Raw genomic sequence first — 25,319 nt, 5'->3', positions numbered from 1 at the left:
GCCGTCGCTCTGTGTCCACGCGGGGCTTTACGATCGTTCTCGAACCCGTAAGACAGGCCAGGTACGTGAACCACCCAGCATCCGAACGCCCCGAGCTCGCCGAGGACACCTCGACGAGAAACCGCATCCTGGCCGCGACCGCCGAAGTGCTGGGCCGCCAGGGCCAGACCAAACTCAGCCTGTCCGAGGTCGCCCTGCAGGCCGGGGTGTCGCGCCCCACGCTCTACCGGTGGTTCGCCGACAAAGCGGCCTTGCTCGAGGCGTTCGGTATCTACGAGCGGGAAATGTTCGAAACGGGCATCGCCAAAGCCACCGCGGGACTGCGGGGCAACGAGCGCGTCGATGCCGCGATGCAGTTCATCGTCGCCTACCAGCGCTCCTACTCCGGCGTTCGGGTCGTCGACATCGAGCCCGAGGTCGTGATCGCCCGGCTGGGACACATCATCCCGGACATGCGTGCCCAGCTGGAGAAACTGCTTCCGGGCCCCAACGGCGCCGTCAAGGCGGCCACAGCCATCCGCGTGGCTGTGTCGCACTACATCGTGCGCAGCGACGATGACGACCAGTTCCTGGCGCAGTTGCGGCACGCGGTGGGCATCAAGACCGGCTGACCACGCGCCCGCCCGATCGTCACGAACGCGTGACACTCGAGCGATTTCTTGTAAAGCTAGCTGTCATGACGACAGCTGAGACCGAGACCGGTGTGCTGGCCGGCGAACAGCGCATGCTCATCGACGGTGAACTGCAATTGACCTCCGGCGGAGCCACTTTCGATGTCCTCCATCCGGCCAGTGAGCAGGTCGCCGGGCAGGCCAGCGACGGCACCATCGAGGACATGGCACGCGCGATCGGCGCGGCCCGACGCGCGTTCGTCACCACCGACTGGTCGCGTGACCTGGACTTTCGCTACCACTGCCTGACGCAGCTGGCGCAGGCACTGGAACGCAACAAAGAGCGGCTGCGCCGCATCCTGATCACCGAGGTCGGCTGCCCGGTCGCGGTCACCGGCAGCCAGATCGAGAGCCCGATCGCCGAAGTCACCCACTGGGCCGAGCACGGCAAGAACTTCGACTATCTCATCGACAACGGCGTCCACGACACCCCGCTCGGACCGGCCCGGCGCAAGATCCACTACGAACCCGTCGGAGTGGTCGGTGCGATCACCCCGTGGAACGTGCCGCTCTACCTCAACATCGCCGAGACCGTGCCCGCGCTGATGGCCGGCAACACCGTGGTCCTCAAACCCGCCCAGCTGACCCCGTGGTCGGGCAGCGAATACGGGCGCATCGTCGCCGACGAGACCGACATCCCCGCCGGAGTGTTCAACGTCGTCACCTCCAACGCCAACGACGTCGGCGCGGCGCTGTCGGCCGACCCGCGCGTGGACATGATCACCTTCACCGGCTCGACCGCCACCGGGCGCGCGATCCTGGCAGCCGGGGCTGCGACGGTGAAGAAGACGCTGCTCGAACTCGGCGGCAAGAGCGCCCACATCGTGCTCGACGACGCCGACTTCAACGCCGCGCTGCCGATGGCGGCGATGATGGCGTGCGTCATGTCAGGCCAGAGCTGCATCCTGCCCAGCCGAATCCTGCTGCCGCGCAGCCGCTACGACGAAGGCATCGAGATCCTCAAGACCACGATGGAGAACTTCCCGGTCGGCGACCCGTGGACGCCGGGCACCATGCAAGGCCCCCAGATCAGCGAAACCCAGCGCCAGAAAGTGCTCGGGCTGATCCGCAGCGGCCTCGACGCCGGTGCGCGCCTGATCACCGGCGGCGGCATCCCGCCCGACCTGCCCGTGGGCTACTACACCCAGCCCACCCTGCTCGCCGATGTCGACCCCGACTCCCTGATCGCCCAGGAAGAGATCTTCGGCCCGGTACTCACCGTCACCGGTTATGACACCGACGACGACGCCGTGGCGATCGCCAACAACACCATTTACGGGCTGTCCGGCGAGGTCAGCAGCGCCGACGTCGACCGCGCATTCGCGATCGCGTGCCGCATGCGCACCGGCAACGTCACCATCAACGGCAAGAGCCACTTCGGCATCGGCAGCCCGTTCGGCGGCACCAAACAAAGCGGGCTGGGCTACCGCAACGGCGACGAAGGCTACAAGGAATACCTCGAAACCAAGACCATCGGCATGCCCGAGTGAAGAACGTGGTCGGCCAGCGTCCACGCGTCAGGTGATCAGCTGAGCCCCGAGTCAGCGCTCTGCTTTCGCACCGCTACTCACGACGTCACGAAACCCAAACTCCAGATGAACGTCAATATTTGCTCAGGTTACCGCAAGGCGTCGGCCTGAGGACGGCGAAGTCGCACCATCACCAATGGGCGCCACCTCACCGCAGGCCGACTTTGGTGTCGTCTTAAATCACTGTCGCACAAGGGAGAAAGAGGCACCATCGCACTGTCGCGCGGATTGGTGCCCGACTATCGCCCGACGGCATGCTGTGGTAGAAAAAGCTGCCCCAGCGGCGTCACACAGCTTTGCTGATGTGCCTCACGAGGAGAGGTCCCCGATGTCGGCTCGAAGCCACAAGCGCACTGCGGCCAAGAAGGGGGCACGGTCCCGCATCGCCCCGTACACCTGGCTGGGCGCAGGTGCGATCACATTGGGGATGAGCGCGGCGCTGGTGGCCGGAGCCGGCGCCGCTCACGCCGAGGACGGCGCCGGTTCGCGGTCGACGTCCGACTCGAGCTCGAAGGACACGTCGACGAGCAGGCAGGGCGACGCGTCGGGCGGCGGCGATACCGACCGTTCGATCTCACCGACCGACGACGACACGTCATCCCAATCGGAGAGAGACCCGGCTCCACAGCACGGCAACGAGTCGGCGTCGGATCCGGACAACGAGGACAACGAGGACAACGAGGACAACGAGGACAACGAGGACAACGAGGACAACGAGGACAACGAGGACAACGAGGACAACGAGGACAACGATACGGACTCAGAGAGTGCGGATGAGGCGGCCACACCGCGTGACACCAACCCCGCCAACGCTTCCGCCGATCACTCCGAAGGTGAAGAGAACGTAGCTGATTCGCCGCATCGCAGCGGCAACGAGCAAGCCACCGACGAGAGCGCCGCCGGCCCCGTACAGAGCCGTGACGCCCCGCCTCCTACGAATTCCGACGGTGCGGACGACACACCAGACCCTTCACCGAGCACCGCGCGGGGCACACTCCGGGACAGCGAGACCCTGGCTGCGGCGGCGACGCCCGCGGTCGCGGCGGGCATGTCGGCGCAAGGGATTTCGCCGACCGTGCCGGGCAACGAAATGACCACTGCACGTGCGCAGATCAGCACACCGGTCTCCGTCACCGGCGCCCCCCTGCCAGTTACGTCGGCGAACCAGCGGGTCGATCGCTTCGCGCTGGCCGTCAGCACCCTTCTGAAACCCATCGGGACCCTTCTGACCGAGCTCGGCGGCCTCATCCTCGGGACCCGCGCCGACCCCGTCCCCCCTGGCGCGTGCCGGGACGATGTCTGCAACCCGACCGGTGAGATCTATCTCCCCTGGGTCCGCAACGAAGTCACCGTGCTCAACCTGACCGGCAGGGCAGTGACGCTGTCCGACCTCGACACCAAGCTTCCGCTGACCTATGGCCCACAGCAAGGGTTCGTCCTCGACCACGCCCGCCAGGTCGAGCTGGCGTTTTATCAGGGCAACAGCTACCACGACGACGACTGGACCTACGCGGGCACGATGACGTGGTCGGACGGTGCCACGACCGTCAGCGTCGACGTCGAGGCGGGCGGCGCTGTCGCGACGACGACGAACGGCTTGATCCAGACCGTCATCTTCGAGACCCCGGAATCCATCACTGGTCCCTCGCTCATCTCATTGCGCGAAACGTTGGTGCTCCTGCCGGAGGCCGGCACAGTGGTCACCATCGACAGCACCGACCCTGTCGGCCAAGCACTCGTCGCCGCGGCGCTGTGCAAGGTGTCAGGCACCTGCACTCAGGACGTCGTCGACGAGCAGGTGCGGCTCAGCGCACCCAAGCAGGTCGGCAACAGCCTGTTCAACGACGGAACGGTGATCTCCACCAACAGGTACAAGGTCGTCCACGAGGTCACCAAGACCAGCGGTGTCGAGGAGAACCTCAAGATCGTCGCCGGCACCTCATTGAACTTCTCGCTCGGCCCGTTGGATTTCCAGACGGAAATCGGCGCGTTGGTGCAACAGAAGTACGGCCACAGCTGGAGTGACGGCTTCACCACCGAATCCCAGGTGGACCTGGATGTGCCGCCGGGAAGCTACGGACAGATCTACGTGCAGTACCCGGAGTACCACGACTATGTCGACATGACGCTGACCAATTCGGGTGTCACGATCACGATTCCCGACGTCGAGTACGTCAGTCTGGCCCCGTCGGGCGTCGTCGACGAGAACGGAAACCCGGTCGCGGTCACCTACACCACCGTGGACTGGGAGATCGGGACGGGTCCGCACCCGTATCCCGACTCGAATTCGACACCGACGCCTCCGGAGACGGCCGGTGCGGGCTTTGTGACAACGCCCGACATCGCGGCGCCCCTCCCGGCGCCCGCTGCGACACCGAGGTCGCTGTTCGGCATCATCGGAGGCTACGTTCGGGATCAGCTGCAGGCCTTCCGAGTTCTGCCGAATATCGTCTTCGCCGGCCGAGCCATCAGCTCCCAGACGATCCAGATCATCAACCTCTCGCCGTACGCGCAGACACTGAGCAGCATCACGGGCGAATACGAACAGGACGACTCCCCGACCAGGGGCTTCGTTCTGCAACCCTTCGAGCGGATCGACATCGAGGTCGACTACAACGTCTTCGTCGACCAAGAAGCGTACGTGACGTGGACGAACTCGACGGGAATCGACATCAAGGCGGAGCTCAAGGTCTTCAACGGAGGCAGCGCACCTCTGGTCACCTGCCAGACCGCGGGATGCATCGGTGACGACGCAGACCGGGACACCGGGATCATGTACCTGATCTACCCGTACTCGACGCCCGGGCGGATGGACGTCACCAACAACCCGAATCTTGCGTCCGCGGCGGTCGACGTGGCGTGCACTCCGGCGTACGGCGATGCGATGCCCGGCGGATGCGGGGTCAACGTCACCGGCGACACGTACTACAACGCGCCGACATCCGGACCCGTTCAGCAGCAAGTCAATCGGGGCTCGCAGACGAACTCGTACTACTACACCATCACCACCACCAAGACGGAATCGGCGAGCTGGGCAGCCGGCGGGGGAATCAAGCTCAAGGAGAAGGCGGGCGTGTTCGTCGGACTGCAGCTCGAGATCGAGGCCTCCGTGCTGTACAACAGTTCGGTCCAGGTCAAAGACTCGGAATCGAGCACGGTCGTGCAGAATCTGCTTCCCGACTACGGTGGCGCCATCTACGTCGGCGATCCCTACCTACGCACCTACGGCGACTACGTGGTGAATCTGCCCAACCTGACGATGATCGTCACCGGCCAGTGGATCGAAGCGGCATCCGGCCTCGCGGCACAGGGGCCGGTGGCCACCGTGGTGGACTATCCGTTGAGCTGACGCGTCCATCACGACGCCGGAACGCCTGACGGTGAGACGCTAGCCCTGAGCGGCGAGCTGCCCGCACGCGGCCGCGATCTCGCGACCGCGGGTGTCGCGCACGGTGCATGACACCCCCCGCTCGCGGACCCGCCGGACGAATTCGCGTTCGACGGGTTTGGGACTGGCGTCCCATTCGCTGCCCGGGGTGGGGTTGAGCGGGATCAGATTGACGTGAGCGAGCGCCCCCAGCGCGCCGTGCAGACGCTTGCCCAGCAGGTCGGCCCGCCACGGCTGGTCGTTGACGTCGCGGATCAACGCGTACTCGATGGACACCCGGCGACCTGTGACGTCGGCGTAGTAGCGCGCGGCGTCGAGAACCTCGCTGACCTTCCACCGGTTGTTGACCGGCACCAACGTGTCGCGGAGTTCGTCGTCAGGCGCATGCAGCGACAACGCCAGCGTGACGTTGAGCCGCTCATCGGCGAGCTTGCGGATCGCCGGTGCCAGCCCGACCGTGGACACCGTCACCGACCGCGCGGAGATCCCGAAACCGCCGGGCGGCGCCGCGATGATGCGCCGCACCGCGGCCAGCACCCGGCTGTAGTTGGCCAGCGGCTCCCCCATGCCCATGAACACGATGTTCGACAGGCGCGCGTCGCGGTGGCGCAGCTCGGCGCCGGCGGCGCGGACCTGCTCGAGGATCTCGGCCGTCGACAGATTGCGCTTGAGTCCACCCTGCCCGGTCGCGCAGAACGGACAGGCCATTCCGCAGCCCGCCTGCGACGAGATACACACCGTGTTGCGGTCCGGGTATCGCATCAGCACCGACTCGAACGTCGTGGCGTCGACGGCGCGCCACAGAACCTTGCGGGTCTCCCCAGCGTCGCATTCGATCTCCCGCAGTGGCTCGAGCAGCGGCGGGAACAGTGCCGCGCCCAGCTGGTCGCGAACTCCGGCAGGCAGATCCGTCATCTCTGCGGGATCGGCGATGAGCCGGTTGAAGTACTGGTTGGCCAGCTGTTTTCCACGAAACGCCGGCAAACCCAGCTCGGCGACCGCCGCGGCCCGGGCATCGTCGTCGAGGTCGGCGAAGTGCCGCGGCGGCATCGCGCGGCGGGGAGCGTCGAAGACGAGCGGCAGGGATTTCGACATGACGTGGTCCAGTATCGCACTCCCGCGGTGGCGGGCGGTCCGCTGCGCCGGGTCAGGCCAGCAGGGTCAGCACGGCCCAGCCGGCGACGGCCGAGGGCAGCATCGCATCGATGCGGTCCATGAGCCCGCCGTGGCCCGGCAGCAGCGTCCCCATGTCCTTGATCCCCAGGTCACGCTTGACCTGCGACTCGACCAGATCGCCGAGAACTCCGGTGATCACCAGCATCAACCCGAGCGGAACACCGACCCAGGCGGGCTTGTCGAGCAGGAACGTGACGGTCACCACCGCAGCGCCGATACCGAACAGCAGCGAGCCGCCCAACCCCTCCCACGACTTCTTCGGGCTGATCGCCGGGACCATCAGATGTCGGCCGAACAGCACCCCGGCGACGTAGCCACCGATGTCGGCGAACACCACGGTGACGATGACGGTGAAGACCCGGACCCCGCCGTCGTCGGCGAAGATCAACAGCGCCGAGAACGCGGCGAACATCGGCACCCACGTGGCGAGCAGCACCGCGGCAGCGATGTCACGGAGATAGTTGACCGGCGGTTGGCCGAGCCCCTGGCCCAGCAGGCGCCACACCATGCACACGATCACGGTGCCGCCGTAGGCGCCCAGGAGCCCCGCCGCGCCGTACGGCCAGGTCAACCAGATCATCGCCTGACCGCCGACCAGCAGAGGCACGACCGGAAGCGCGTACCCGTGTTCGCGCATCCGCCGGATGACCTCATGGGTCGCGATGGCGATGGCCACGGCCACCAGGACCAGCCACCAGATCGGCGCGAACAGCAGGATGCCGATCGCCATCGCCCCCAGCACGACGCCGACGGCGATCGCCGCGGGCAGGTCGCGCCCAGCGCGCGACTTCTTCGTCTGCTGCTCGTTCTTCGGCTGCTCTGCCACTGGAGTCGATTGCTGATCGGTCACTCTCAGACCTCCAGCAACTCGCCTTCTTTGTGCTTGACCAGGTCGTCGATCTGGGCGGTGTACTGGTGGGTGGTCTTGTCCAGATCCTTCTCGGCCCGGGTGACCTCGTCCTCGCCGGCGTCACCGTCCTTCTTGATCCGCGCCAGTTCCTCCATCGCCTTCCGCCGGATGTTGCGGATCGAGACCTTGGCGTCCTCGCCCTTGGCTTTGGCCTGCTTGACCAGGTCGCGGCGACGCTCCTCGGTCAACTGCGGAATCGCCACTCTGATCACGTTGCCGTCATTGCTCGGGTTGACGCCCAGGTCGGAATTGCGGATCGAATCCTCGATATTGCGCAGCTGGCCGGCCTCGTAGGGCTTGATGACGACCAGCCGGGCCTCGGGAACGTTGATGCTCGAGAGCTGCGTGATCGGGGTGGGTGAGCCGTAGTAGTCCACCGTGATGCGGTTGAACATCGCCGGGTTGGCGCGGCCGGTGCGGATCGACGCCAGGTCGTCGCGTGCCACCGACACGGCCTTCTCCATCTTCTCCTCGGCATCGAAGAGTGTTTCGTCGATCACTGTGCTCGTCTCCCGTCGCTGTCACTCACCTGGGCGCCCTCGCCCTCCTCTGTCGCTCACCGCGCCGCCACGCCTGTCAAGTGGTGACCAGTGTCCCGATCTTCTCACCTGCGACGGCACGGGCGATATTGCCATCGGTGAGCAGGTTGAACACCAGGATCGGCATACCGTTGTCCATACACAAGCTGAATGCCGTGGCGTCGGCGACCTTGAGGCCGCGGTCGATGACCTCGCGGTGACTGACGGCGGTGAGCAACTCGGCGTCGGGATGCACCTTCGGATCGGCGGTGAACACTCCGTCGACCGCCTTGGCCATCAGGACCACGTCGGCACCGATCTCCAAGGCCCGCTGGGCCGCGGTGGTGTCGGTGGAGAAGTACGGCAGCCCCATCCCGGCCCCGAAGATGACCACCCGGCCTTTCTCGAGATGCCGTTGCGCGCGCAGCGGGATGTACGGTTCTGCGACCTGCCCCATGGTGATGGCGGTCTGCACCCGGGTCTGGATGCCTTCCTTCTCGAGGAAATCCTGCAGCGCAAGGCTGTTCATGACGGTGCCGAGCATGCCCATGTAATCCGAGCGGGTCCGTTCCATGCCGCGTTGCTGCAGCTGCGCGCCGCGGAAGAAGTTCCCGCCGCCGATGACCACCGCGACCTGGACACCGCTTCGGACGACCTCGGCGATCTGACGAGCAACCTGGGCGACGACGTCGGGGTCGAGGCCGACTTCGCCGCCGCCGAACATCTCACCGCCCAGCTTGAGCAGCACGCGACGGTAGGCGGGTCGGATCAGCGCCGACGCACCGGCTCCGTTGAGGCTGGTGGGATCCGCCATCGGACTCCTTTGCGGTTCTCGCGTGCGATCACCGCCCCCTTTTCAGTGCCGCGGACGGCTACCCACATCCTGCCTCATCCCCGCCGAGAATCCGCGGTCGGGTCTGCGCGGCACGCCGCGGTCGGGTCTGCGCGGCACGCCGCGGTCAAGTCTGCGCGGCGGTCAGGACTCCCGGGCCCGCTCGGCCACCGGCAAGCCGCCCGCATTCATGTGGCACGCCTTGGGTGGCGACGGCGGCAGGTCCAATGCCGGATTGCCGTCGAAGAAGCCGACCGGCTTGAGATGGAAGCCGGTGTAGGCGCACGGCATCACCGGCCAGTCCTCCGGCCGCACCACGTGGTGGGCGCCGACGGTGTACCACAGCACCACGTCGGTGTCCTCCAGCGCGGCGTCGTCGGCGATGTACTGCGGCAACCCCTGGGCCTCGCCGCTCTGGTACATGTAGTCCCCCGCAGGGAATCGCTCGCTCTGGTCGTACTTGGTGACCCAGAGATTGTGCTGCACGAAACGGGCGCGGTCGTAGATGAAAGAGCCCTCCTGCACCATCACCGGCACCACCTCCCGGGGCAACAGCTTGTACCCGACGGGTTGGCCGAGCTCGTTGCGCTTCGCCGGGTTGACCACCTTCCAGTACCGGCCGGTCTGCCAGTTCCAGTCCCGCGCGCCCTGCGCTTCGGAGGCCACCAGCGTGTCCTGGGTGATCCATGCGTTGCGGTGCGGATTGAGAGCCGGATCGGGTTCGGGAATCGAGTCCACTTCGTAGACGCTGTTGCCCGGGCCGTCGACGCTCATGTCGAGGCGGAAGTTGAAGAAGTGCTGATGGTTGGGTCCGTAGATGTTGGGCGCGACCATCTTTCCCCATCGCGGAGTTTCACCGTCGGGCACCGCGCCGGTGGTCAGCACACCGGACAGCTTGACTTCGACCTCGACCGACGCGTCGTTGTAGAAGTACCAGAAGAAGCCGTACTCGTAGTTGCCCACAGTGCAGATCATCGAGATGACCAGGCGGCGCGACCGACGTACCTCGACCTCCTCGGTCCGGAAGTCGGTGTGCTTCCACGAGATACCGTAGTCCTCTTCGTGCATGCAGATCGCGTTCGGGATCGTGACCGCGTTGCCCGCGGAGTCGTTGACCGTACCGTCGAAGTAGTGGATCTCGCCGAGGCAGTCGCATCCGAGGGTCAGCGGGTTGGCTGAGAATCCCATCCCGACCTCGCCCATGTCGAAGACGTTCTTGTTCCAGTGCGTCGGCGAGGTGTCCCCGTAGGGCACCACCATCTCGGCCAGCGACGCCCGATACATGATGGGTCGCGTCTGGCCGCGGTCGGTGTAGGTCACCTCGTGGAGCGTGATGCCCTCGCGCGGATTGAAACCCAGCCGCATGGACCACTTCTGCCACTGCACCTGCCACCCGTTGACCGTGAAGCTGGGGCCCTCCGGTTGGGTGATCTCGATCGGCTTGACGTCGTCTCGGAAGGCGGTGAACGCCGGCCGGTTGTTGGGGTCGAACATGAACTGCTCGGTGTAGTTGCCCGCGGTGGGGGGCAACGGCACCACGCCGTGGTCCTCGATGTCGATGACCTTCATGGCGTCCAGATCGAATGTCACGATCAGTCCCTCGACCGGCCGGGCGTAGCCGTGCTCGGACGGCGCAGCCCGCATGAAGGTCAGCGGCCGGCAGATCAGCGCAGAGTTGTCGTAGTGGTCCTGGGCGCCGTAGTAACCCGCCGGCCAGGGATCGATCATCGCGAGATCGAAGTCGGTGACCCCCCGTTTGCGCATCGCCTCCTGCCAGCGCGGATCGGCCCGCACCTTCTCCTCGACACCGGTCATGTGCTCGACAAGATAGGACGGGAACCGGCCGGGGACAGGGGTCCACGAGTCGACCACCCGGGCGGCGAGGTCGACGGTTGCCTCGTAGACCATCTTCGCCGCTGAGTCGTACATCGTCAGAAACGCCCGTCGGGGAATGTCGGCCATTCCCTCGAACGTCAGCGCGGCGTTCTTCTCCGGCTCTGCGAGCTGGATCATGACGAACCGCAACGTCTCGGTGGCGTACTCACTGGCCGCCACGATCGCGGCGGCCGACTCGATCTCCGCCCCGTTCAGCGGGTCCAGGGGGTAGCCGGTGTGGCCGGCGGCCGCGTCGGAGCGCAGTGCGGTGCTGTCCATCGTCATCGAGCGGAATCCTTTGCATCATCGGTACCGAGGTCGAACACCGCGAGGTGAGCCAGGGCGTCCTCCTGGGAGGTCTTGTGCGCAGAGCGCCGGCCGAAGATGTAGACGATGAGGCCGAGCGCGAACATGCCGAGGCTGATCAGACCGACCCACGTCATCCAGGTGCTCGAGGGGACGTCGATCCAGGGCGTCACGAACGAGTAGTAGATGCCGCCGATGGTGCCCAGCGTCCCGACCACCACGGCGGTCCAGACGCCGGCCATTCCGCCCGGAATCCGCCAGAACTGCTCGTTGGCATAGCGATCCGCGTACTTTCTGCGGGCGATGATCACCGGGAACAGGAAGAAGAAGCCCGAGATCAACCACACCGTGGACAACCCGCCCTGCAGGTAGACCGTCACGTTGGCCATGCTGCTCTGCGAGTACAGTCCGACCAGGATCAGTGAGGAGATCACACCCTGGATCAGGATGGCGGACACCGGATTCCGGGTGCGCGGGTTGAGGTGGGTGAAGATCCGCGGCAGATGGCGTTCCAGACCGGAGACGAAGATCAGCCGCGAGTAGGCCACCTGATAGGTCATCAACGCGACGATCACGATGAACGCCAGCACGACCGCGCAGATTTCCATCAGGCCCGGGAACCCCGCGACGTCGAGCATGCCGATGATGCCGGTGACCGGATCGATCTCACCGACGGGCAGCGCCATGATGGTGCCCAGTGTGGTCAACAGGTAGATCGCGACCAGGGCGGCGGACCCCCAGAGAATCATCTTCGGTCCGCTCTTCCGTACCGACAGGAACTCCGCGCCCATGTTGTACGGGGTTTCCACGCCCAGCAGATAGAGCAGCACCGTGCCGTAGAGGAAGCCCGCCACGGCGAAATTCGGGATGGTCGCCTCAGCCCAGCTGAACGGCGTAGCCGAACCGTTGTTCACCGCGAAGAGCAGGCCGGCGATGAAGATCGTCAGGGTCAACGCACCGTAGACGACAAACACCACGTTCATGATCTTCTGGCTCGCCGACAGCTTGGCCAGCGCCAGACCGATCACCGTCCACAGGATCACCAGCTGCAGGATGATGCTCGTCGTCAGCCCGAGTTCGGTGTGAAAAGCCAACAGCAGCAATTGCAGCACGATCGCGGGCGACGAAGCGGCGTTGAGGATCACCGGTACCCACGACAGATATCCGCCGATGAAACCCCACGTCTCCCCCATGGTCCGGGTGGCCCAGATGTACACACCACCTTGGCCCGGCCACAGGTTGCCGAGTTCGACCACCGCCATACCCGCCGGAACCAGGAACGTCAGGATGCCCAGCACCCACATCGGGATCGCCGTCCAGCCGCCGCCGGCCAGCACCGACGAGCCGGTGATCCAGCAGATGATGAAGACGTAGGCCGCGGTGAGCCCGAACGTGGTCATCACCTTCGGCAGGATCTGTTCGGGGACGAGCTCGGTGGTCATCAGTTTGTCACGCTCGGCGGAGCCGCCAGTGGGACTCGATCCCGCAGGCGGTGAAGCGCTCAGTTCTTGTGTCATCGGTTCGCCTTCCAACAGAGTGGATCAGTTGACGATCTGTCCGTCTTTCATCCGGACGACACGGCTCGCTTCGTCGGCCACCGTGGGGTCGTGGGTGCTCGCGACCACGGTGACGCCCATGGTCGAGCACAGGTCGCGCAGCATGCGCACCACCGTTTCCCCCGTGCGGTGGTCGAGGTTGGCTGTCGGTTCGTCGGCCAGCACCAAGGTGGGGTTGCTGATCAGCGAGCGCGCGATCGCGGTGCGCTGCTGTTCGCCGCCCGACATCTTGGTGGGCTGGTGGTTGATCCGGTGTCCGAGCCCTACGAGTTCCAGCAACTCGATCGCTCGCTGCCGCAATGCTTGACGGTCGAAGGGCTCGAACATCAGCGGCAATTCGACGTTTTCCACCGCCGAGAGGAACGGGATCAGGTTGTAGCTCTGGAAGATGAACCCGATGGTGTCGTGGCGCAGCGCGGCGTACTGGCTCTCGGTGAGCGTGGCGGTGTCCTTGCCGGCGATCATGACGCTGCCCTTGGTCGGCCGGTCGAGGCCCCCGATGATGTTGAGCAGGGTGGACTTTCCGCTGCCGCTGGGACCCATCAGGCAGACGAACTCTCCGGGCGTGACAGTCAGTTCGGCGGCGATGAGCGCCTTGACCACCTCGTCGCCGAGCTTGTGCAGCTTCCAGACGTCGGCGATCTCGATGACCGGCGTCTGCCCTCCGGCCGGGACCTCGGCGGTGGTGTCGGATGATTCGTCGAGCGTGGTCACAGGTCAGCCTCCTGCCAGCGAACGGATGGGTGGGCGCGAGGCGGCCTTCCACGTCGGGACGGCGCTGGTGCCCAGCGCAGCCACGACGCTGACCGCCAGCGCGATCGCGGTGCCGACCGCCAGGCCGCCGTAGGACACGCCGGTCGCCACGACGCCGGCGACGCCGAGCCCCGCGCCGGTCAGAACCGCAAGGATCGCGCCGGCGAAGGCACCGACAGCGGCGGCGATCACCGGTTCGACGAGCAGTGCAGCCACCACCGGGGCCCGCGGTACGCCGTTGGCAGCCAGGACGCCGAGTTCCCGGGTCCGGTGGGCGACCGTCCGGGTGGTCGCAACGGCCACCTCGGCGACACCGACGAGCAACACGGTCACCGCGATCAACACCACGGCACGCCCGATCTCGTCGGCATGCCCCAAAGCCGCTGACTGGGTGCGGATTCCGTCGGCCATCCCGAACACGATCACGACCAGGAACGCGCCGGTCGCGGTGGTCACCGCCGGCAGCATCATCTCCCTGGCCCGCCGCTGAGCGGACAGCCAGCCGTAGGACAGGCCTTTGCGAATCACTAGCGGTCCCCCAACAGTGAGACGGGCCGGTGCTGCAGCAGACGATGTACCGGCACCAACGCTCCGACGATCGCCATCGCGGGCAGGAACATGGCGGTCAACGCCGCTCCCTGCAGCCACGCCGTCACCGTGGCGATGCCGGGGATGACCAGCGCGACAGCGATACCCGCTACGATCACGCCGACGACATACGACGTCAGGAACACGATCGCCGATTCGACGAGGAAGAAGTAGAGCACTTCGTCGGCCAATCCGATGCTGGACATGATGCCGAACTCCCGCTTGCGCTCGGTGACCGCCGCCAGGAACGACGAGACCGCGATCACGAACCCCAGTACCAGTCCGATCATGGAGATCAACCCGAGGGTGGATCCGGTGACCTTGCCGGAGAACAGTGCCGAGAACTTCTGCTCGAAGGTCAAGGGCCCCGACCCACCCACGGTGTCGTAGATCATGCCGGCGCCTGCGGGATCGGGTCGCACGGCCGGATCCGCGTTGTAGGGCAGGCCCACCGCAGCGCCGAACGTCGCGGCGAGGTCGCGTCGGTTCTCCTGGCCCGGCGGAGCGGACACCACCCACCATCCGTTGTCTCCCACCAGTGAGCGGGCCAGCGCGGTCGACACCGTCAGCGAGTGCCCGTCCCCGGCCACCACGACGCGCAACGGCTGCGTGCCCACGGTGACGTCGTCACCCCGCCCGACCCCCAGCCGTTCAGCCAGGTCGGATCCCAGAATTGCTTCGCCACCGGCGATCCCGTCCCTGCCCTGAACAGCCACCGGCTCTCCGTCGACCTCGACGACGCCCGACAGCGTGCGGGTGGCCGACCAGCCTGCCGGCACCGTGAGCGCGGGGGCGGGGCCGGCGGCGATCAGGGCCTGCGCCTGCGGGTCGAAGTGTGTGCCGGCGGCCGGAACCACCCACAGCTGACCTCCGCCGAGTACATCGGTGATCGATTCGGCACCGGTGATCGCGAAGCCTGCCGAGATCGTCCGCACGACCGTCACACAGGCGATCGCGAGCGCGATGCCCACCACTGACAGCACGAAGCGCTCCGGCCGGCGCCGAATGTTGGCCAGAGCGAACCGAACCAGGCAGACGAACGTGTTCTGCGAGCCGGTGGGGATCTGCGGCGATCGTGTGTGCGGGGCCGTGTTTGCGACCGGACTGGTCTCCACAAGAAGCGATGGTGAGACGGCAACGTTTCACCGACGGCCGTGCGACGTGTCGAGGGGGTTAACAGGACCGCGGTCCCGTTAACGCGATGTATCAGGGCAGCAACGAATTTCGTCGACCGCTCGCGGACCTCAGGTCCAGAGCGTCGGCCACGGCTGCGCTTGTTCGAGCTCGAAGGCCAATTCAAGCAGGCGCGCATCTTCGCCATGCGCGGCAGAGAACATCATGCCGACGGGCAGACCCGACGCGGATTCCGCAACTGGCAGCGAGATGGCCGGTTCACCCGTCGCGTTCTGCAGCGGGGTGAAGGCGACCCAGTCGATGAGTCTGTCGATGATCTGCTGGAAGTCCGCCGTTGGATCGAGATGACCGATGCGGGGCGTGACATCGGCCAAGGTCGGTGTCAGGACGATGTCGTAGCTTGCTGTGAGACGTGACGTGACACGTCGGATGCGGGCGAGGCGGGCAAGCGCCGCAGGTAGCCGATGCAACCGCCGCGCCGCGTGGCGTTCGAGGCCCAGTGTCAGATTGTCCAGTTGACTGCGCTGGAAACTCTGCCCGAAGGTCCGGCGGCCGCCACGCACCAACGCGAACGCGAGGAACGACCAATACAGCAGGAAGTCATCCATGAACCGCTCGGGTACCGGATTCTCGATGGTCGTCACGTGATGGCCGAGTCGCTCGAGCACAGCGGCGGTCTTGTGGGTCAGTTCGGTGACCTCGGGGCTGGCTTCGCGGGCAATGGAGCGCGTGCACACCGCAATTCGCAGGCGGTCGGCGCTCGGCCCGGACACGTCGCCGATGGCAGGAAGTTTGGGGTTGCGCTGGACGCGTTCCATCTCTCGGTAGAAGGCCGCGGTGTCGCGCACGCTGCGGGTCACCACACCGTTGTGCACGATGTGCAACGGCATCTGACGCATGTTGGCGTCCAGCGGCAGCCGGCCGCGGGTCGGCTTCAGCCCGACCAGCCCGTTGCAGGCAGCGGGGATCCTGATCGATCCGCCGCCGTCGTTGGCGTGGGCGATGGGCACCACCCCGGCCGCGACGAAGGCCGCAGAGCCCGACGACGATGCACCAGCGGTGTGCTCGGTGTGCCAGGGGTTACGCACCGGGCCCAGCCGCGGATGCTCGGCCGAGGCGCTGAAACCGAACTCCGAGAGCAGCGTCTTGCCCAGTGGAACCAGACCGGTCGCCAGGTACGCGCGCGCGAAATCACCGTCCTCCGAAGCGATTCGCGGCTCCCACGCATCGGTTCCCTCCATCGTCGGCATCCCCGCGACCGCGACGTTGTCCTTGATGAAGGTCGGTACCCCGTCGAAGAAGCCGCCGTATGGGTGCGACAGCCGGGTACGGGCCCGGGCCCGGTCGTAGGCCTCGTACGCCAGTCCGTTCAGCGCCGGGTTCACCGCTTCGGTGCGCGCGACGGCGGCCTCGATCACCTCGGTCGACGACACCGCGCCGGTGCGCAGCGCCTCCACCAACCCGACGGCGTCGAGCTCACCCAGGGCGTCGTCGGCAACAGCGCTGATGCGATCCATGGCTCGACGGTACCAAAGCGTACCGGCCGGTCGGGGTCACTCGGCGCGACGCAGTACCGCGACGACGGTCATCGCGAGAATCTTCCAGTCGAGCCACAGCGACCAGTTCTCGATGTAGAAGTTGTCCCACTCGGCGCGATCGGCGATCGACGTCTGCCCACGCAGGCCGTGCACCTGCGCCCAGCCGGTGATCCCGGCCTTCACCCGGTGCCGTTCGCCGTACCGGGCGATCTGGACGTTGAACAGGTCGACGTATTCGGGCCGCTCGGGTCGCGGGCCCACCAGGCTCATCTCGCCTCGCACGACATTCACCAACTGCGGCAGCTCGTCGAGTGAGGTGGCCCGCAGAATCTTGCCGATCGGCGTGCGGCGGTCCTCGCCCTCCACGCCTCCCGGCGCCGATGCACCGTCGCGTGTGAACACCGCATCAGAGTCGCGGGGCGGACGCATCGACCGGAACTTCAGGCAGCCGAAGACCCGGCCGTCGCGGCCGACCCTGGGCTGACCGAAGAAAATCGGCCCCGGCGAGCTCAGGCGAACCAACAGCATCAACAGCAGGAACACCGGTGAGATCACCAGCAGCCCAGCGGCGGCGAAGATCCGATCGGAGACATGTTTGGCGACGAACTGCCACCCGCGGGGGTCGGTGTGCGGCACCGCGATCAGTGGCAGTCCGCCCACGTGGTCGATGCGTGCCCGCACGCCGATGGTGTCGAAGATCCGAGGGACCACCCACACGGCCAGACCATGGCGGTGCGCGACCCTGACCGCGTCGCTCATCACCTCGTCACGGGTCCGCGAGAACGCGACCACCATGCACTGCGCCTCGGTCCGCGTGATGATGTCGTCGAGGTCGGCCAACGTGCCGAGGTAGGGGATACACGCAGGTTCGTTGCGCTGTGCGCCCATCATCGGCACGTCGTCGTCGACCAGCCCGATGGGCACCAACCCGTACTCCGGGTTGTCGTTGATCCGCTCGACCACCTTCGCCGCGATCCGGCCGTTGCCGACGATCAACATCGGCGCTTTGAGGGCCTCGCGGCGGAATCCTCGGCGTCGAGCCACGATCCACAGCAACCGGCCTGCGGGCACGAACACGGCCGCGCACATCCAGACCCGCGCCACAGCGCTGCCGACGCTGCCGAGTGAACCCTCCACACCCGACCTGAACACCAGTCCACTGAGCATCAGCATCGCGGCCAGTGCGGCGATCGCTTCGAGCATGGGCAGCTCGTCGAGGAAACTGCGTTTCAAGGAACGGCGGTACAGCGAGCCCATCGCCGACAGCGCCACGACGGTGGGCGCGAAGAAGCACACCATCCACGCCGGGGGCAGCTCGTAGCCCAGGTGGTTGGCCCACGTCATGCCGACCGCGACGGCCGCGGACGCCGACGTCAGGTCGACCAGTGCGCCGACGATCGGCTCCCACCTCATGCGGCGGCGCGTGCCGGAAGGAGCGGGCACTGCAGGGACCGCCACACGGCGAGCGCGTGCCATCGGCACGGTAGGCCGGTCCAGCAGGCCCGTCATGTGCGCCACGACGGCCGCTGCGCCCCATTCACGTGAAAAGGGTAACCCGCGTTTGCGGAGGAAGCAGACGTTTGCGCCCTGAACAGCCAAATGTCGATCGACAATAATGAAAGCTGGTTTGCCAGATGTAGGATAGCGGACACGTGGCAAATCCTCGCCGCATCCGCCGCTCGGCCGCGCACCGGGTATCGGACCTCGCTGTCGCCGTGCGAGAACGATTTGCCGCCCCGATGTCAGTACAGATGGCAAAGCGCAGGAGCCCAGGCCCGGGATCTCCAGGTTGCCGCAAACAAGAACGCGGCCCCGGAACCGAAGTCCCGGGGCCGCGTGTCTGAGCTATCAGGCGGCGCCCGTCATCGGGTGTGAGCCCGATGGGCCGGACGCCTCGGCGAGCTCGTCAGGCCTGACCGACCTCGAAGCGCACGAACCGCGTCACGGTCACGCCGGCCTCGTCGAGCAGCGCCTTGACGGTCTTCTTGTTGTCGGACACCGACGGCTGGTCGAGCAGCACGACGTCCTTGTAGAAGCCGTTCACCCGGCCTTCGACGATCTTCGGCAGCGCCTGCTCCGGCTTGCCTTCGTTGCGGGCCGTCTCCTCGGCGATCCGGCGCTCGTTGGCGACGATGTCTTCCGGCACGTCCTCACGGGTGAGGTAGCGGGCCTTCAGCGCCGCGATCTGCAGAGCGACGGCATGCGCCGCCTCCTTGTCCGAGCCCTGGTACTCCACGAGCACACCCACGGCCGGCGGCAGATCAGCAGCCCGCTTGTGCAGGTACGTCTCGACCGTGCCGTCGAAATAGGCCACGCGACGCAGTTCGAGCTTCTCGCCGATCTTCGCCGACAGGTCGGCGATGGTCTGCTCGACGGTGGTGTCCCCCACTTTGGCAGCCTTGAGCGCGTCCAGGTCGGTGGCCTTGGCCGCGGCGGCGGCCGCGACGATCTGGTCGGCGACCCCCTGGAACTCCGCGTTCTTGGCGACGAAGTCGGTCTCGGAGTTGAGCTCGATCAGGGCACCGTCCTTGGCCGCCACCAGACCTTCGGCAGTGGCGCGCTCAGCGCGCTTGCCGACGTCCTTGGCGCCCTTGATGCGCAGGAGTTCGACGGCCTTGTCGAAGTCGCCGTCGGCCTCGACGAGCGCGTTCTTCGAGTCCATCATTCCGGCACCGGTCAGCTCCCGGAGGCGCTTGACGTCGGCAGCGGTGTAGTTAGCCATTTCAGCCTTTCGTCGACGAGGTTCGAATTAAGAGGTGGTCGGGGCCCCGTCCGCCGCGGTCTCGGGGGCAGACGTGGTAGCGCCCGCGAGCAGCTCCTGCTCCCACTCGGCCAGCGGTTCGGCGGCCGCCCCATCCTGACCGGCTTCGGCCTTGTCGGCGCCACCGCCGGCCCGAGCCTGCAGACCCTCGGCCACCGCGGAGGCCACCACCTTGGTCAGCAGCGCGGCCGACCGGATGGCGTCGTCGTTGCCCGGGATCGGGTAGTCGACGAGGTCCGGGTCGCAGTTGGTGTCGAGGATCGCGATGATCGGGATGTTGAGCTTGCGCGCTTCCGCGACCGCGAGGTGCTCTTTGTTGGTGTCGACGACCCAGATCGCCGACGGGACCTTCTGCATGTCCCGGATACCGCCGAGGCTGCGCTCGAGCTTGTTCTTCTCGCGGGTCAGCATCAGGATTTCCTTCTTGGTGCGACCCTCGAAGCCACCGGTCTGCTCCATCGCCTCGAGCTCCTTGAGCCGCTGCAGCCGCTTGTGCACGGTGGAGAAGTTGGTGAGCATGCCGCCGAGCCAGCGCTGGTTGACGTACGGCATGCCGACGCGGGTGGCTTCTTCGGCGATGGACTCCTGGGCCTGCTTCTTGGTGCCGACGAACATGATCGACCCGCCGTGCGCGACCGTCTCCTTGACGAACTCGTAGGCCTTGTCGATGTAGGTCAGCGTCTGCTGCAGGTCGATGATGTAGATGCCGTTGCGGTCGGTGAAGATGAACCGCTTCATCTTGGGATTCCAGCGACGGGTCTGGTGCCCGAAGTGGGTGCCGCTGTCGAGCAGCTGCTTCATGGTTACAACAGCCATGGTTGTGCTTTACCTTCAGTTGTCGGTTGTCGTCCGGCATCGGGGTGAGCCGGACCCTGGCGACTGCTTCGATGCCGGACCCGACCTGGGGACGGGACCGCCCGGCATGCGAGGTAACGGACCAGTGGGGCCGTGTCGCAGACGCGCGAAGTCAGCTCGCAGATGCGAGCTGCGGTTAGCAGTTTACACCGTGTAACAGGGTGCTTTGACCACCGCTGAACAGGGCCTGCAGGTTGTCCACAGGCCGGGCCGTGGGGCCTGGCGCCGGCGACGGTGAACGCGCTGAACTGCTCGGATGCGACTGATCGCCGTGTTCGTCGCCCTGACGGCGCTGGGTGTGGCCCCCGCGTGGGGTGACGGCGGACGGCTCGGGTGGCCGCTACGGCCCCGGCCGGCCGTGGTGCGTGCGTTCGACGCGCCGGCGCCGAACTGGCAGCCGGGGCATCGCGGTGTGGATCTGGCGGCACAGGCGGGTCAGCCGGTCTACGCCGCTGCCGCGGGCACGGTCGTGTTCGCCGGGTACCTGGCGGGGCGGCCGTTGATATCGATTGCCCACCCCGGCGGGCTGCGCACCACCTACGAGCCGGTCCGACCGGCGGTGCGGCGCGGGCAGGCCGTCGACGCCGCCACGACGATCGGCGCGGTCGTCGCCGGCCACGTGGGCTGCGCCACACAAGCCTGTCTGCACTGGGGCGCGATGTGGGGTCCGGCGGCGCGGGCCGACTATGTCGATCCGCTCGGCCTGGTCGCCGAGACCCCGATCCGGCTCAAGCCGGTTCGATGAGACCGCCTCACCGCCCGACGAGTGTCATCAGCGGATCCTCGGGCCCGATGTCGTAGGTGCACTGGTCGGCGCGCGGATCAGGGACGAATGCCCAGAACAGCACACCGGCGGCGCCGGCAGCGCGCAGTTGCGCAACGGATCGCGAGACCAGCTCCCGGCGTTCGGTGGCCGGCAGGCAGGTTCCGGCATGCACCCCGAGTTCGGCGATGACGAGCGGCTTGTCCAACGCGCGGGCCTGCGCGAGCCGGCGGCCGAGCCCGCTGACCGGGTCGCCGGGCAGTTCACGGCCGACTTCGTAATCGTGGTACTCCAAGACGTCGACGCCAGGTGAGGCGCCGACATAGGCGTAGTCGTCGCCCGCCGATCCACACTGGCCGCCGCCTGCTCTGCCCTCCCAGATCAGCGCGTCCGGATCCAGCGCACGGATGCGTTCGCCGACTTCGTCGACGAAGGCGCGCACGACGGCTGCCGCATCCGCGGGACAGACCCTGGCCTGCCAGTCGCACCCCTGCGCCGCACAGATCGACGGCTCCGGTTCCCCCACCGGAGTCCAGGCCGCCGCCGCAGCCGAGTCCCGCCAGCGCCGGACCGCCGTGTCGACCCAGGAGCCGTACGACATCGGCTCGCCCGGCAGCACCCGCGTGCGCCACTGACCCGCGAACCAGCCGTGCCCCTTGAATTCGCCTCCCTCACAGGAACCTTCGCTGTTGGCCAGGACGGCGTTGAGCAGTTGCCCGTGCCGCTCGGCGGCGTCGAAGACCGCGTCGAGCGGACCGAAGTCGAGTTCGCCGGTGTCCTCGTCGACCGCCATGCTGGAGTAGGCGTTGAACCGGGTCAGGGTGTTGGGCGGCAGCCGGGCGAAGTAGTCGTCGAGATCCACCTGCGCCCCGCACCCCGTGTTGACCCGCCAATCGGTGCCCAGCTGGTAGGCGTTGAGGCCGACCGGCCACCACGGCTCGTCGTCGAGAGTCAGCGACGTCGAGGCCGTCCCTGTCGAAGGACGGCGCTGCTCCCCCTCCGGCGGTGTGCCGTTGGCGCACGACGTGACGAGCAAGAGGGCGACGAGGACGCCGGTGGCGAACGCGGCCACCCGTCGCCGAGGGTGCGCACCCGGTAGCGCCGAGCACCTGGCGGCTACCGGGTATGCGCTCTCGCCGAGGGTCACGCGCGTGGGTGGGCCTGGTCGTGGACGGCCCGCAACCGAGCGACGGTGACATGGGTGTAGAGCTGCGTCGTGGCCAGAGTGGAGTGGCCCAGCAGCTCCTGAACGACGCGCAGGTCGGCGCCGCCCTCCAGCAGGTGCGTCGCGGCGCTGTGCCGCAATCCGTGCGGCCCGATGTCGGGCGCGCCGGGTACGGCAGACATCGTCTGATGCACCACGGTGCGCGCCTGCCTCGGGTCCAGTCGCCGGCCGCGGGCCCCGAGCAGCAGTGCCGGACCCGACTCGGCGGTGGCCAGGGCCGGTCGCCCGGTGGTCAGCCACGCCGACAACGCGTCGTGCGCCGGCTGCCCATAGGGCACGGTCCGCTGCTTGTTGCCCTTGCCGAGCACCCGCAGCACGCGCCGGGAGCGGTCGACGTCGTCGATGTCCAGGCCGCACAGTTCACTGACCCGGATGCCGGTGGCGTAGAGCATCTCGACGATCAGGCGGTCCCGCAGCGCCAGCGGATCACCCTGCTGGGCACCGGATTCCGCGGCGTTCATGGCGTCGGTCGCCTGGTCGGCGCGTAACACCGACGGCAGCGTGCGGCCCGCTTTGGGCACCTGCAGCCGGGTCGCGGGGTCGTCTGTCAGCAGACCCCGGCGTTGTGCCCATGCGGTGAACGTCTTGACCGCCGAGGTGCGGCGGGCCAGCGTCGCGCGGGCGGTCCCGGATGCCGCCTGGGCGGCGAGCCAGGACCGCAGCACCGGCAGGCTGAGCTCGTCGAGCCCGGCACCGGGTTTACGGTCGGTGAGAAACGCGAACAGGGAGCGCAGGTCACCGAGGTAGGCGCGCCGGGTGTGCTCGGAGCGCCCCCGCTGCAGGGCGAGGTACTCGTCGAACTGCTCGAGAACGTCCTGCACTCCCCTACGGTGGCAGACCGCGCGGGTCGCGGTCATGTGACGCGCCGCAGCACGTCGGGGGTCAGGTCGGCCAGTGTCGGGTAGCCGTCGACGGCCATCGTCAGGTCGGCCTCGGCCAGCAGCGAGCGCAGGACGTGCACGAGTCCGTCCTCCCCCCCGATCGCCAACCCGTAGGTATAGGGACGACCGACACCCACCGCGGTGGCGCCGAGGGCGAGTGCCTTGACGATGTCGGTGCCGCTGCGGATGCCCGAGTCGAACAGCACGGGCATCCCGTCGGCGGCCTCGACCACGCCGGGCAGACAGTCGAGCGCGGGCAGCCCCCCGTTGGCCTGCCGACCGCCGTGGGTGGAGCAGTAGATGCCGTCGACGCCGCCGTCGCGGGCACGCCGGACGTCGTCGGGGTGGCAGAGCCCTTTGAGGATCAGCGGCAGATCGGTCAGCGACCGCAGCCAGGGCAGATCGTCCCAGGTCAGAGGATTGCCGAAGAGCTGCACCCACTGCAGGACAGCGGCCTGCATGTTTTCTTCGGGCGGCTGGGCGAGCGAGGCGCGGAACACCGGGTCGCTGAGGTAGTTCGCCAGGCACCGTCCGCGCAGCTGCGGGAAGTTCGACATCGTCAGGTCGCGGGGACGCCAACCGGGGATCCAGGTGTCGAGGGTGACGATGATGGCTTTGTACCCGGCGGCTTCCGCGCGCGAGACGAGGCTGGCGGCCAGTTCGCGGTCGGTCGGCGTGTAGAGCTGGAAAAAGCCTGGCGTGTCACCGAATTCGGCGGCGACGTCCTCGAGTGGATCCTCGGTGAGGGTGGAGACGGCCATCGGGATGCCGGTCCTGGCCGCGGCCCGGGCGGCGACCAGATCGCCGTGACCGTTCTGCGCGCACAACCCGATGACGCCGACGGGCGCCATGAACAACGGTGAGGGCAGCGTCATGCCGAACAGTTCGACGCTCAGGTCTCGCTCGGTGGCGCCGACCAGCATGCGCGGCATCAGCCCCCACCGGTCGAATGCGGTTCGGTTGGCGCGCTGGGTGTTCTCGTCGCCGGCGCCGCCCGCCACGTAGGACCAGATGGACGGGGGCATGGCGACCTCGGCCTTGGCTTCCCAGCCCGCGTAGTCCATCGGAAGCGTCGGCAGTATCCCGGACAGGCCCTGCAGGTAGATTTCGAGCTGGTAGTTACCGAATGTCATGGGCCCAGCGTGCCATCGGCTCTCGCTGCGACAGGGCTATTTCGACTCCGCTTCGGCGAGTTCCTTCTTCCACTGCCGGAACGTCTCCTCGGTGCGGCCACGGCGCCAGTACCCCGAGATCGAGGACGCCCACTTGGCGTCGACGCCGCGTTCCTTGCGGATGTAGGGACGCAGGTTGTGCATGACGGCCTGCGCCTCACCGTGGATGAAGACCTGCACCTGACCGGGCAGCCACGAAGTCTCCTTGACCGCGGCGATCAGCGGGGCGTGGTCGCCGGCGTTGTCCTCGGGCACCAGGTCGGCGCGGCCGCCTCGGTAGATCCAGAACACGTCCACTCCGGCCGGGGCCGCGAGTTCGACCTGGTCCTCCGGGCCGGCCACCTCGATGAAGACCTTCCCCACCGCATCCTCGGGCAGCGCCTCGAGCGCCACGCTGATGGCCGGCAGGGCAGCTTCGTCACCGGCGAGCAGGTGCCAGTCGGCTGCGGGGTCCGGTGAGTAGGCGCCGCTGGGGCCCATCACGAACATCCTTGTCCCGGGGGCGGCGGACGCGGCCCACGGACCGGCGACACCGTGCTCGCCGTGCACGACGAAGTCGATGGTGAGCTCGCGCCGTTCCGGGTCGGCGTCGCGCACGGTGTAGGTGCGCACGGTGGGCCGCCGATTGGCGGGCAACTCGGTGAAGCTGTCCAGCGTCAACGGCTGCGGCAGTTCGGACACGTCGACATCGTCGTCGACGAAGACCAGCTTGACGTAGGCATCGGTGTAGTCGTTCGGGGTGAACGTGTCGAAGCCGGTGCCTTCACCCGCACCGCCGAGCACCACGCGGACGACGTGCGGGGTGAGCTGCTCGGTGCGCACGACTTCGAAGGTGTGCACGGGACGTCCTGCCACTTGATGTCCTTTGCTGCGCGTCGGGTTGTCTGC

The 25,319-nt window shown here is 67.2% G+C and carries 21 protein-coding genes; 4 read left to right on the top strand and 17 right to left on the bottom strand.

Going from position 1 to position 25,319, the window contains the following annotated elements; all coding sequences use genetic code 11:
* The first annotated feature begins 65 nt into the window (after nucleotides 1-65).
* The 3 genes from J3476_RS16760 to J3476_RS16750 all read left to right on the top strand — a co-directional run bounded on the left by J3476_RS16760 (nucleotide 66) and on the right by J3476_RS16750 (nucleotide 5,549).
* A complete protein-coding gene (locus J3476_RS16760; protein ID WP_207067528.1) occupies nucleotides 66-611 on the top strand; it encodes a TetR/AcrR family transcriptional regulator in 546 nt (181 codons plus the stop codon).
* A gap of 65 nt (nucleotides 612-676) precedes the next feature.
* Nucleotides 677-2,161: an aldehyde dehydrogenase family protein gene (locus J3476_RS16755; protein ID WP_207067527.1), complete on the top strand. Its 1,485-nt coding sequence runs from the start codon at nucleotides 677-679 to the stop codon at nucleotides 2,159-2,161.
* Nucleotides 2,162-2,528: 367 nt separating this feature from the next.
* Nucleotides 2,529-5,549: a hypothetical protein gene (locus J3476_RS16750; RefSeq protein WP_207067526.1), complete on the top strand. Its 3,021-nt coding sequence runs from the start codon at nucleotides 2,529-2,531 to the stop codon at nucleotides 5,547-5,549.
* 39 nt (nucleotides 5,550-5,588) lie between these two features.
* Here J3476_RS16750 and rlmN read toward each other — a convergent pair whose 3' ends face one another.
* The 13 genes from rlmN to rpsB form a co-directional block, all read right to left on the bottom strand.
* Complete coding sequence (rlmN, locus tag J3476_RS16745; protein WP_207067525.1) at nucleotides 5,589-6,683, bottom strand: 23S rRNA (adenine(2503)-C(2))-methyltransferase RlmN; 1,095 nt, start codon at nucleotides 6,681-6,683, stop codon at nucleotides 5,589-5,591.
* Between the two features lie 52 nt (nucleotides 6,684-6,735).
* Nucleotides 6,736-7,614 (bottom strand): phosphatidate cytidylyltransferase, encoded by an 879-nt coding sequence (locus tag J3476_RS16740; RefSeq protein WP_207067524.1) that lies wholly within the window; start codon nucleotides 7,612-7,614, stop codon nucleotides 6,736-6,738.
* 2 nt (nucleotides 7,615-7,616) lie between these two features.
* Nucleotides 7,617-8,174, bottom strand: coding sequence for a ribosome recycling factor (gene frr / locus J3476_RS16735; RefSeq protein ID WP_163674123.1), 558 nt, complete (start codon nucleotides 8,172-8,174; stop codon nucleotides 7,617-7,619).
* A 76-nt stretch (nucleotides 8,175-8,250) separates the two neighbouring features.
* On the bottom strand, nucleotides 8,251-9,006 hold the full coding sequence (gene pyrH, locus J3476_RS16730) for a UMP kinase (protein ID WP_221360774.1): 756 nt from the start codon (nucleotides 9,004-9,006) through the stop codon (nucleotides 8,251-8,253).
* A 162-nt stretch (nucleotides 9,007-9,168) separates the two neighbouring features.
* Nucleotides 9,169-11,184, bottom strand: coding sequence for a primary-amine oxidase (locus J3476_RS16725; RefSeq protein ID WP_207067523.1), 2,016 nt, complete (start codon nucleotides 11,182-11,184; stop codon nucleotides 9,169-9,171).
* A complete protein-coding gene (locus J3476_RS16720; RefSeq protein ID WP_207067522.1) occupies nucleotides 11,181-12,722 on the bottom strand; it encodes an APC family permease in 1,542 nt (513 codons plus the stop codon). The genes J3476_RS16725 and J3476_RS16720 overlap by 4 nt, the downstream gene beginning before the upstream one ends.
* 24 nt (nucleotides 12,723-12,746) lie before the next feature.
* Entirely contained in the window at nucleotides 12,747-13,475 is a 729-nt protein-coding gene (locus J3476_RS16715; protein ID WP_207067521.1) for an ABC transporter ATP-binding protein, read from the bottom strand.
* A gap of 3 nt (nucleotides 13,476-13,478) precedes the next feature.
* Nucleotides 13,479-14,042: an ABC transporter permease gene (locus tag J3476_RS16710; protein WP_207067520.1), complete on the bottom strand. Its 564-nt coding sequence runs from the start codon at nucleotides 14,040-14,042 to the stop codon at nucleotides 13,479-13,481.
* On the bottom strand, nucleotides 14,042-15,217 hold the full coding sequence (locus tag J3476_RS16705; RefSeq protein WP_207067519.1) for an FtsX-like permease family protein: 1,176 nt from the start codon (nucleotides 15,215-15,217) through the stop codon (nucleotides 14,042-14,044). The genes J3476_RS16710 and J3476_RS16705 overlap by 1 nt, the downstream gene beginning before the upstream one ends.
* A gap of 129 nt (nucleotides 15,218-15,346) precedes the next feature.
* On the bottom strand, nucleotides 15,347-16,753 hold the full coding sequence (locus J3476_RS16700; RefSeq protein ID WP_207067518.1) for an amidase: 1,407 nt from the start codon (nucleotides 16,751-16,753) through the stop codon (nucleotides 15,347-15,349).
* Between the two features lie 36 nt (nucleotides 16,754-16,789).
* Nucleotides 16,790-18,250 (bottom strand): sugar transferase, encoded by a 1,461-nt coding sequence (locus J3476_RS16695; protein WP_373889085.1) that lies wholly within the window; start codon nucleotides 18,248-18,250, stop codon nucleotides 16,790-16,792.
* A gap of 430 nt (nucleotides 18,251-18,680) precedes the next feature.
* On the bottom strand, nucleotides 18,681-19,496 hold the full coding sequence (gene tsf, locus J3476_RS16690; RefSeq protein ID WP_207067516.1) for a translation elongation factor Ts: 816 nt from the start codon (nucleotides 19,494-19,496) through the stop codon (nucleotides 18,681-18,683).
* 27 nt (nucleotides 19,497-19,523) lie between these two features.
* Entirely contained in the window at nucleotides 19,524-20,351 is an 828-nt protein-coding gene (rpsB, locus tag J3476_RS16685; RefSeq protein WP_207067515.1) for a 30S ribosomal protein S2, read from the bottom strand.
* Nucleotides 20,352-20,646: 295 nt separating this feature from the next.
* Here rpsB and J3476_RS16680 point away from each other — a divergent pair, with 295 nt between their 5' ends.
* Complete coding sequence (locus J3476_RS16680; protein WP_207067514.1) at nucleotides 20,647-21,135, top strand: M23 family metallopeptidase; 489 nt, start codon at nucleotides 20,647-20,649, stop codon at nucleotides 21,133-21,135.
* A 7-nt stretch (nucleotides 21,136-21,142) separates the two neighbouring features.
* On the opposite strand, the gene J3476_RS16675 is transcribed toward J3476_RS16680, so the two are convergent.
* The 4 genes from J3476_RS16675 to J3476_RS16660 all read right to left on the bottom strand — a co-directional run bounded on the left by J3476_RS16675 (nucleotide 21,143) and on the right by J3476_RS16660 (nucleotide 25,286).
* Nucleotides 21,143-22,225 (bottom strand): beta-mannosidase, encoded by a 1,083-nt coding sequence (locus tag J3476_RS16675; protein ID WP_207067513.1) that lies wholly within the window; start codon nucleotides 22,223-22,225, stop codon nucleotides 21,143-21,145.
* A 71-nt stretch (nucleotides 22,226-22,296) separates the two neighbouring features.
* Nucleotides 22,297-23,235: a tyrosine recombinase XerC gene (locus J3476_RS16670; protein ID WP_373889077.1), complete on the bottom strand. Its 939-nt coding sequence runs from the start codon at nucleotides 23,233-23,235 to the stop codon at nucleotides 22,297-22,299.
* Nucleotides 23,232-24,392, bottom strand: a complete 1,161-nt coding sequence (locus J3476_RS16665) for a lactate 2-monooxygenase (protein WP_207067511.1) — start codon at nucleotides 24,390-24,392, stop codon at nucleotides 23,232-23,234. The genes J3476_RS16670 and J3476_RS16665 overlap by 4 nt, the downstream gene beginning before the upstream one ends.
* 36 nt (nucleotides 24,393-24,428) lie before the next feature.
* On the bottom strand, nucleotides 24,429-25,286 hold the full coding sequence (locus J3476_RS16660) for a siderophore-interacting protein (protein WP_207067510.1): 858 nt from the start codon (nucleotides 25,284-25,286) through the stop codon (nucleotides 24,429-24,431).
* Between the last annotated feature and the right edge of the window lie 33 nt (nucleotides 25,287-25,319).

This window comes from Mycobacterium sp. PO1, assembly GCF_017312405.1.
Taxonomy (GTDB): Bacteria; Actinomycetota; Actinomycetes; order Mycobacteriales; family Mycobacteriaceae; genus Mycobacterium.
This window is presented reverse-complemented; position numbering and strand designations above follow the sequence as displayed.

Coding starts and splice junctions, on each gene's coding strand:
- J3476_RS16755 (WP_207067527.1), top strand. CDS start 677: ATGACGACAGCTGAGACCGAGACCGGTGTGCTGGCCGGCGAACAGCGC.
- J3476_RS16750 (WP_207067526.1), top strand. CDS start 2,529: ATGTCGGCTCGAAGCCACAAGCGCACTGCGGCCAAGAAGGGGGCACGG.
- rlmN (WP_207067525.1), bottom strand. CDS start 6,683: ATGTCGAAATCCCTGCCGCTCGTCTTCGACGCTCCCCGCCGCGCGATG.
- pyrH (WP_221360774.1), bottom strand. CDS start 9,006: ATGGCGGATCCCACCAGCCTCAACGGAGCCGGTGCGTCGGCGCTGATC.
- J3476_RS16725 (WP_207067523.1), bottom strand. CDS start 11,184: ATGACGATGGACAGCACCGCACTGCGCTCCGACGCGGCCGCCGGCCAC.
- J3476_RS16720 (WP_207067522.1), bottom strand. CDS start 12,722: ATGACACAAGAACTGAGCGCTTCACCGCCTGCGGGATCGAGTCCCACT.
- J3476_RS16700 (WP_207067518.1), bottom strand. CDS start 16,753: ATGGATCGCATCAGCGCTGTTGCCGACGACGCCCTGGGTGAGCTCGAC.
- J3476_RS16695 (WP_373889085.1), bottom strand. CDS start 18,250: ATGGCACGCGCTCGCCGTGTGGCGGTCCCTGCAGTGCCCGCTCCTTCC.
- tsf (WP_207067516.1), bottom strand. CDS start 19,496: ATGGCTAACTACACCGCTGCCGACGTCAAGCGCCTCCGGGAGCTGACC.
- rpsB (WP_207067515.1), bottom strand. CDS start 20,351: ATGGCTGTTGTAACCATGAAGCAGCTGCTCGACAGCGGCACCCACTTC.
- J3476_RS16680 (WP_207067514.1), top strand. CDS start 20,647: ATGCGACTGATCGCCGTGTTCGTCGCCCTGACGGCGCTGGGTGTGGCC.
- J3476_RS16670 (WP_373889077.1), bottom strand. CDS start 23,235: ATGACCGCGACCCGCGCGGTCTGCCACCGTAGGGGAGTGCAGGACGTT.
- J3476_RS16665 (WP_207067511.1), bottom strand. CDS start 24,392: ATGACATTCGGTAACTACCAGCTCGAAATCTACCTGCAGGGCCTGTCC.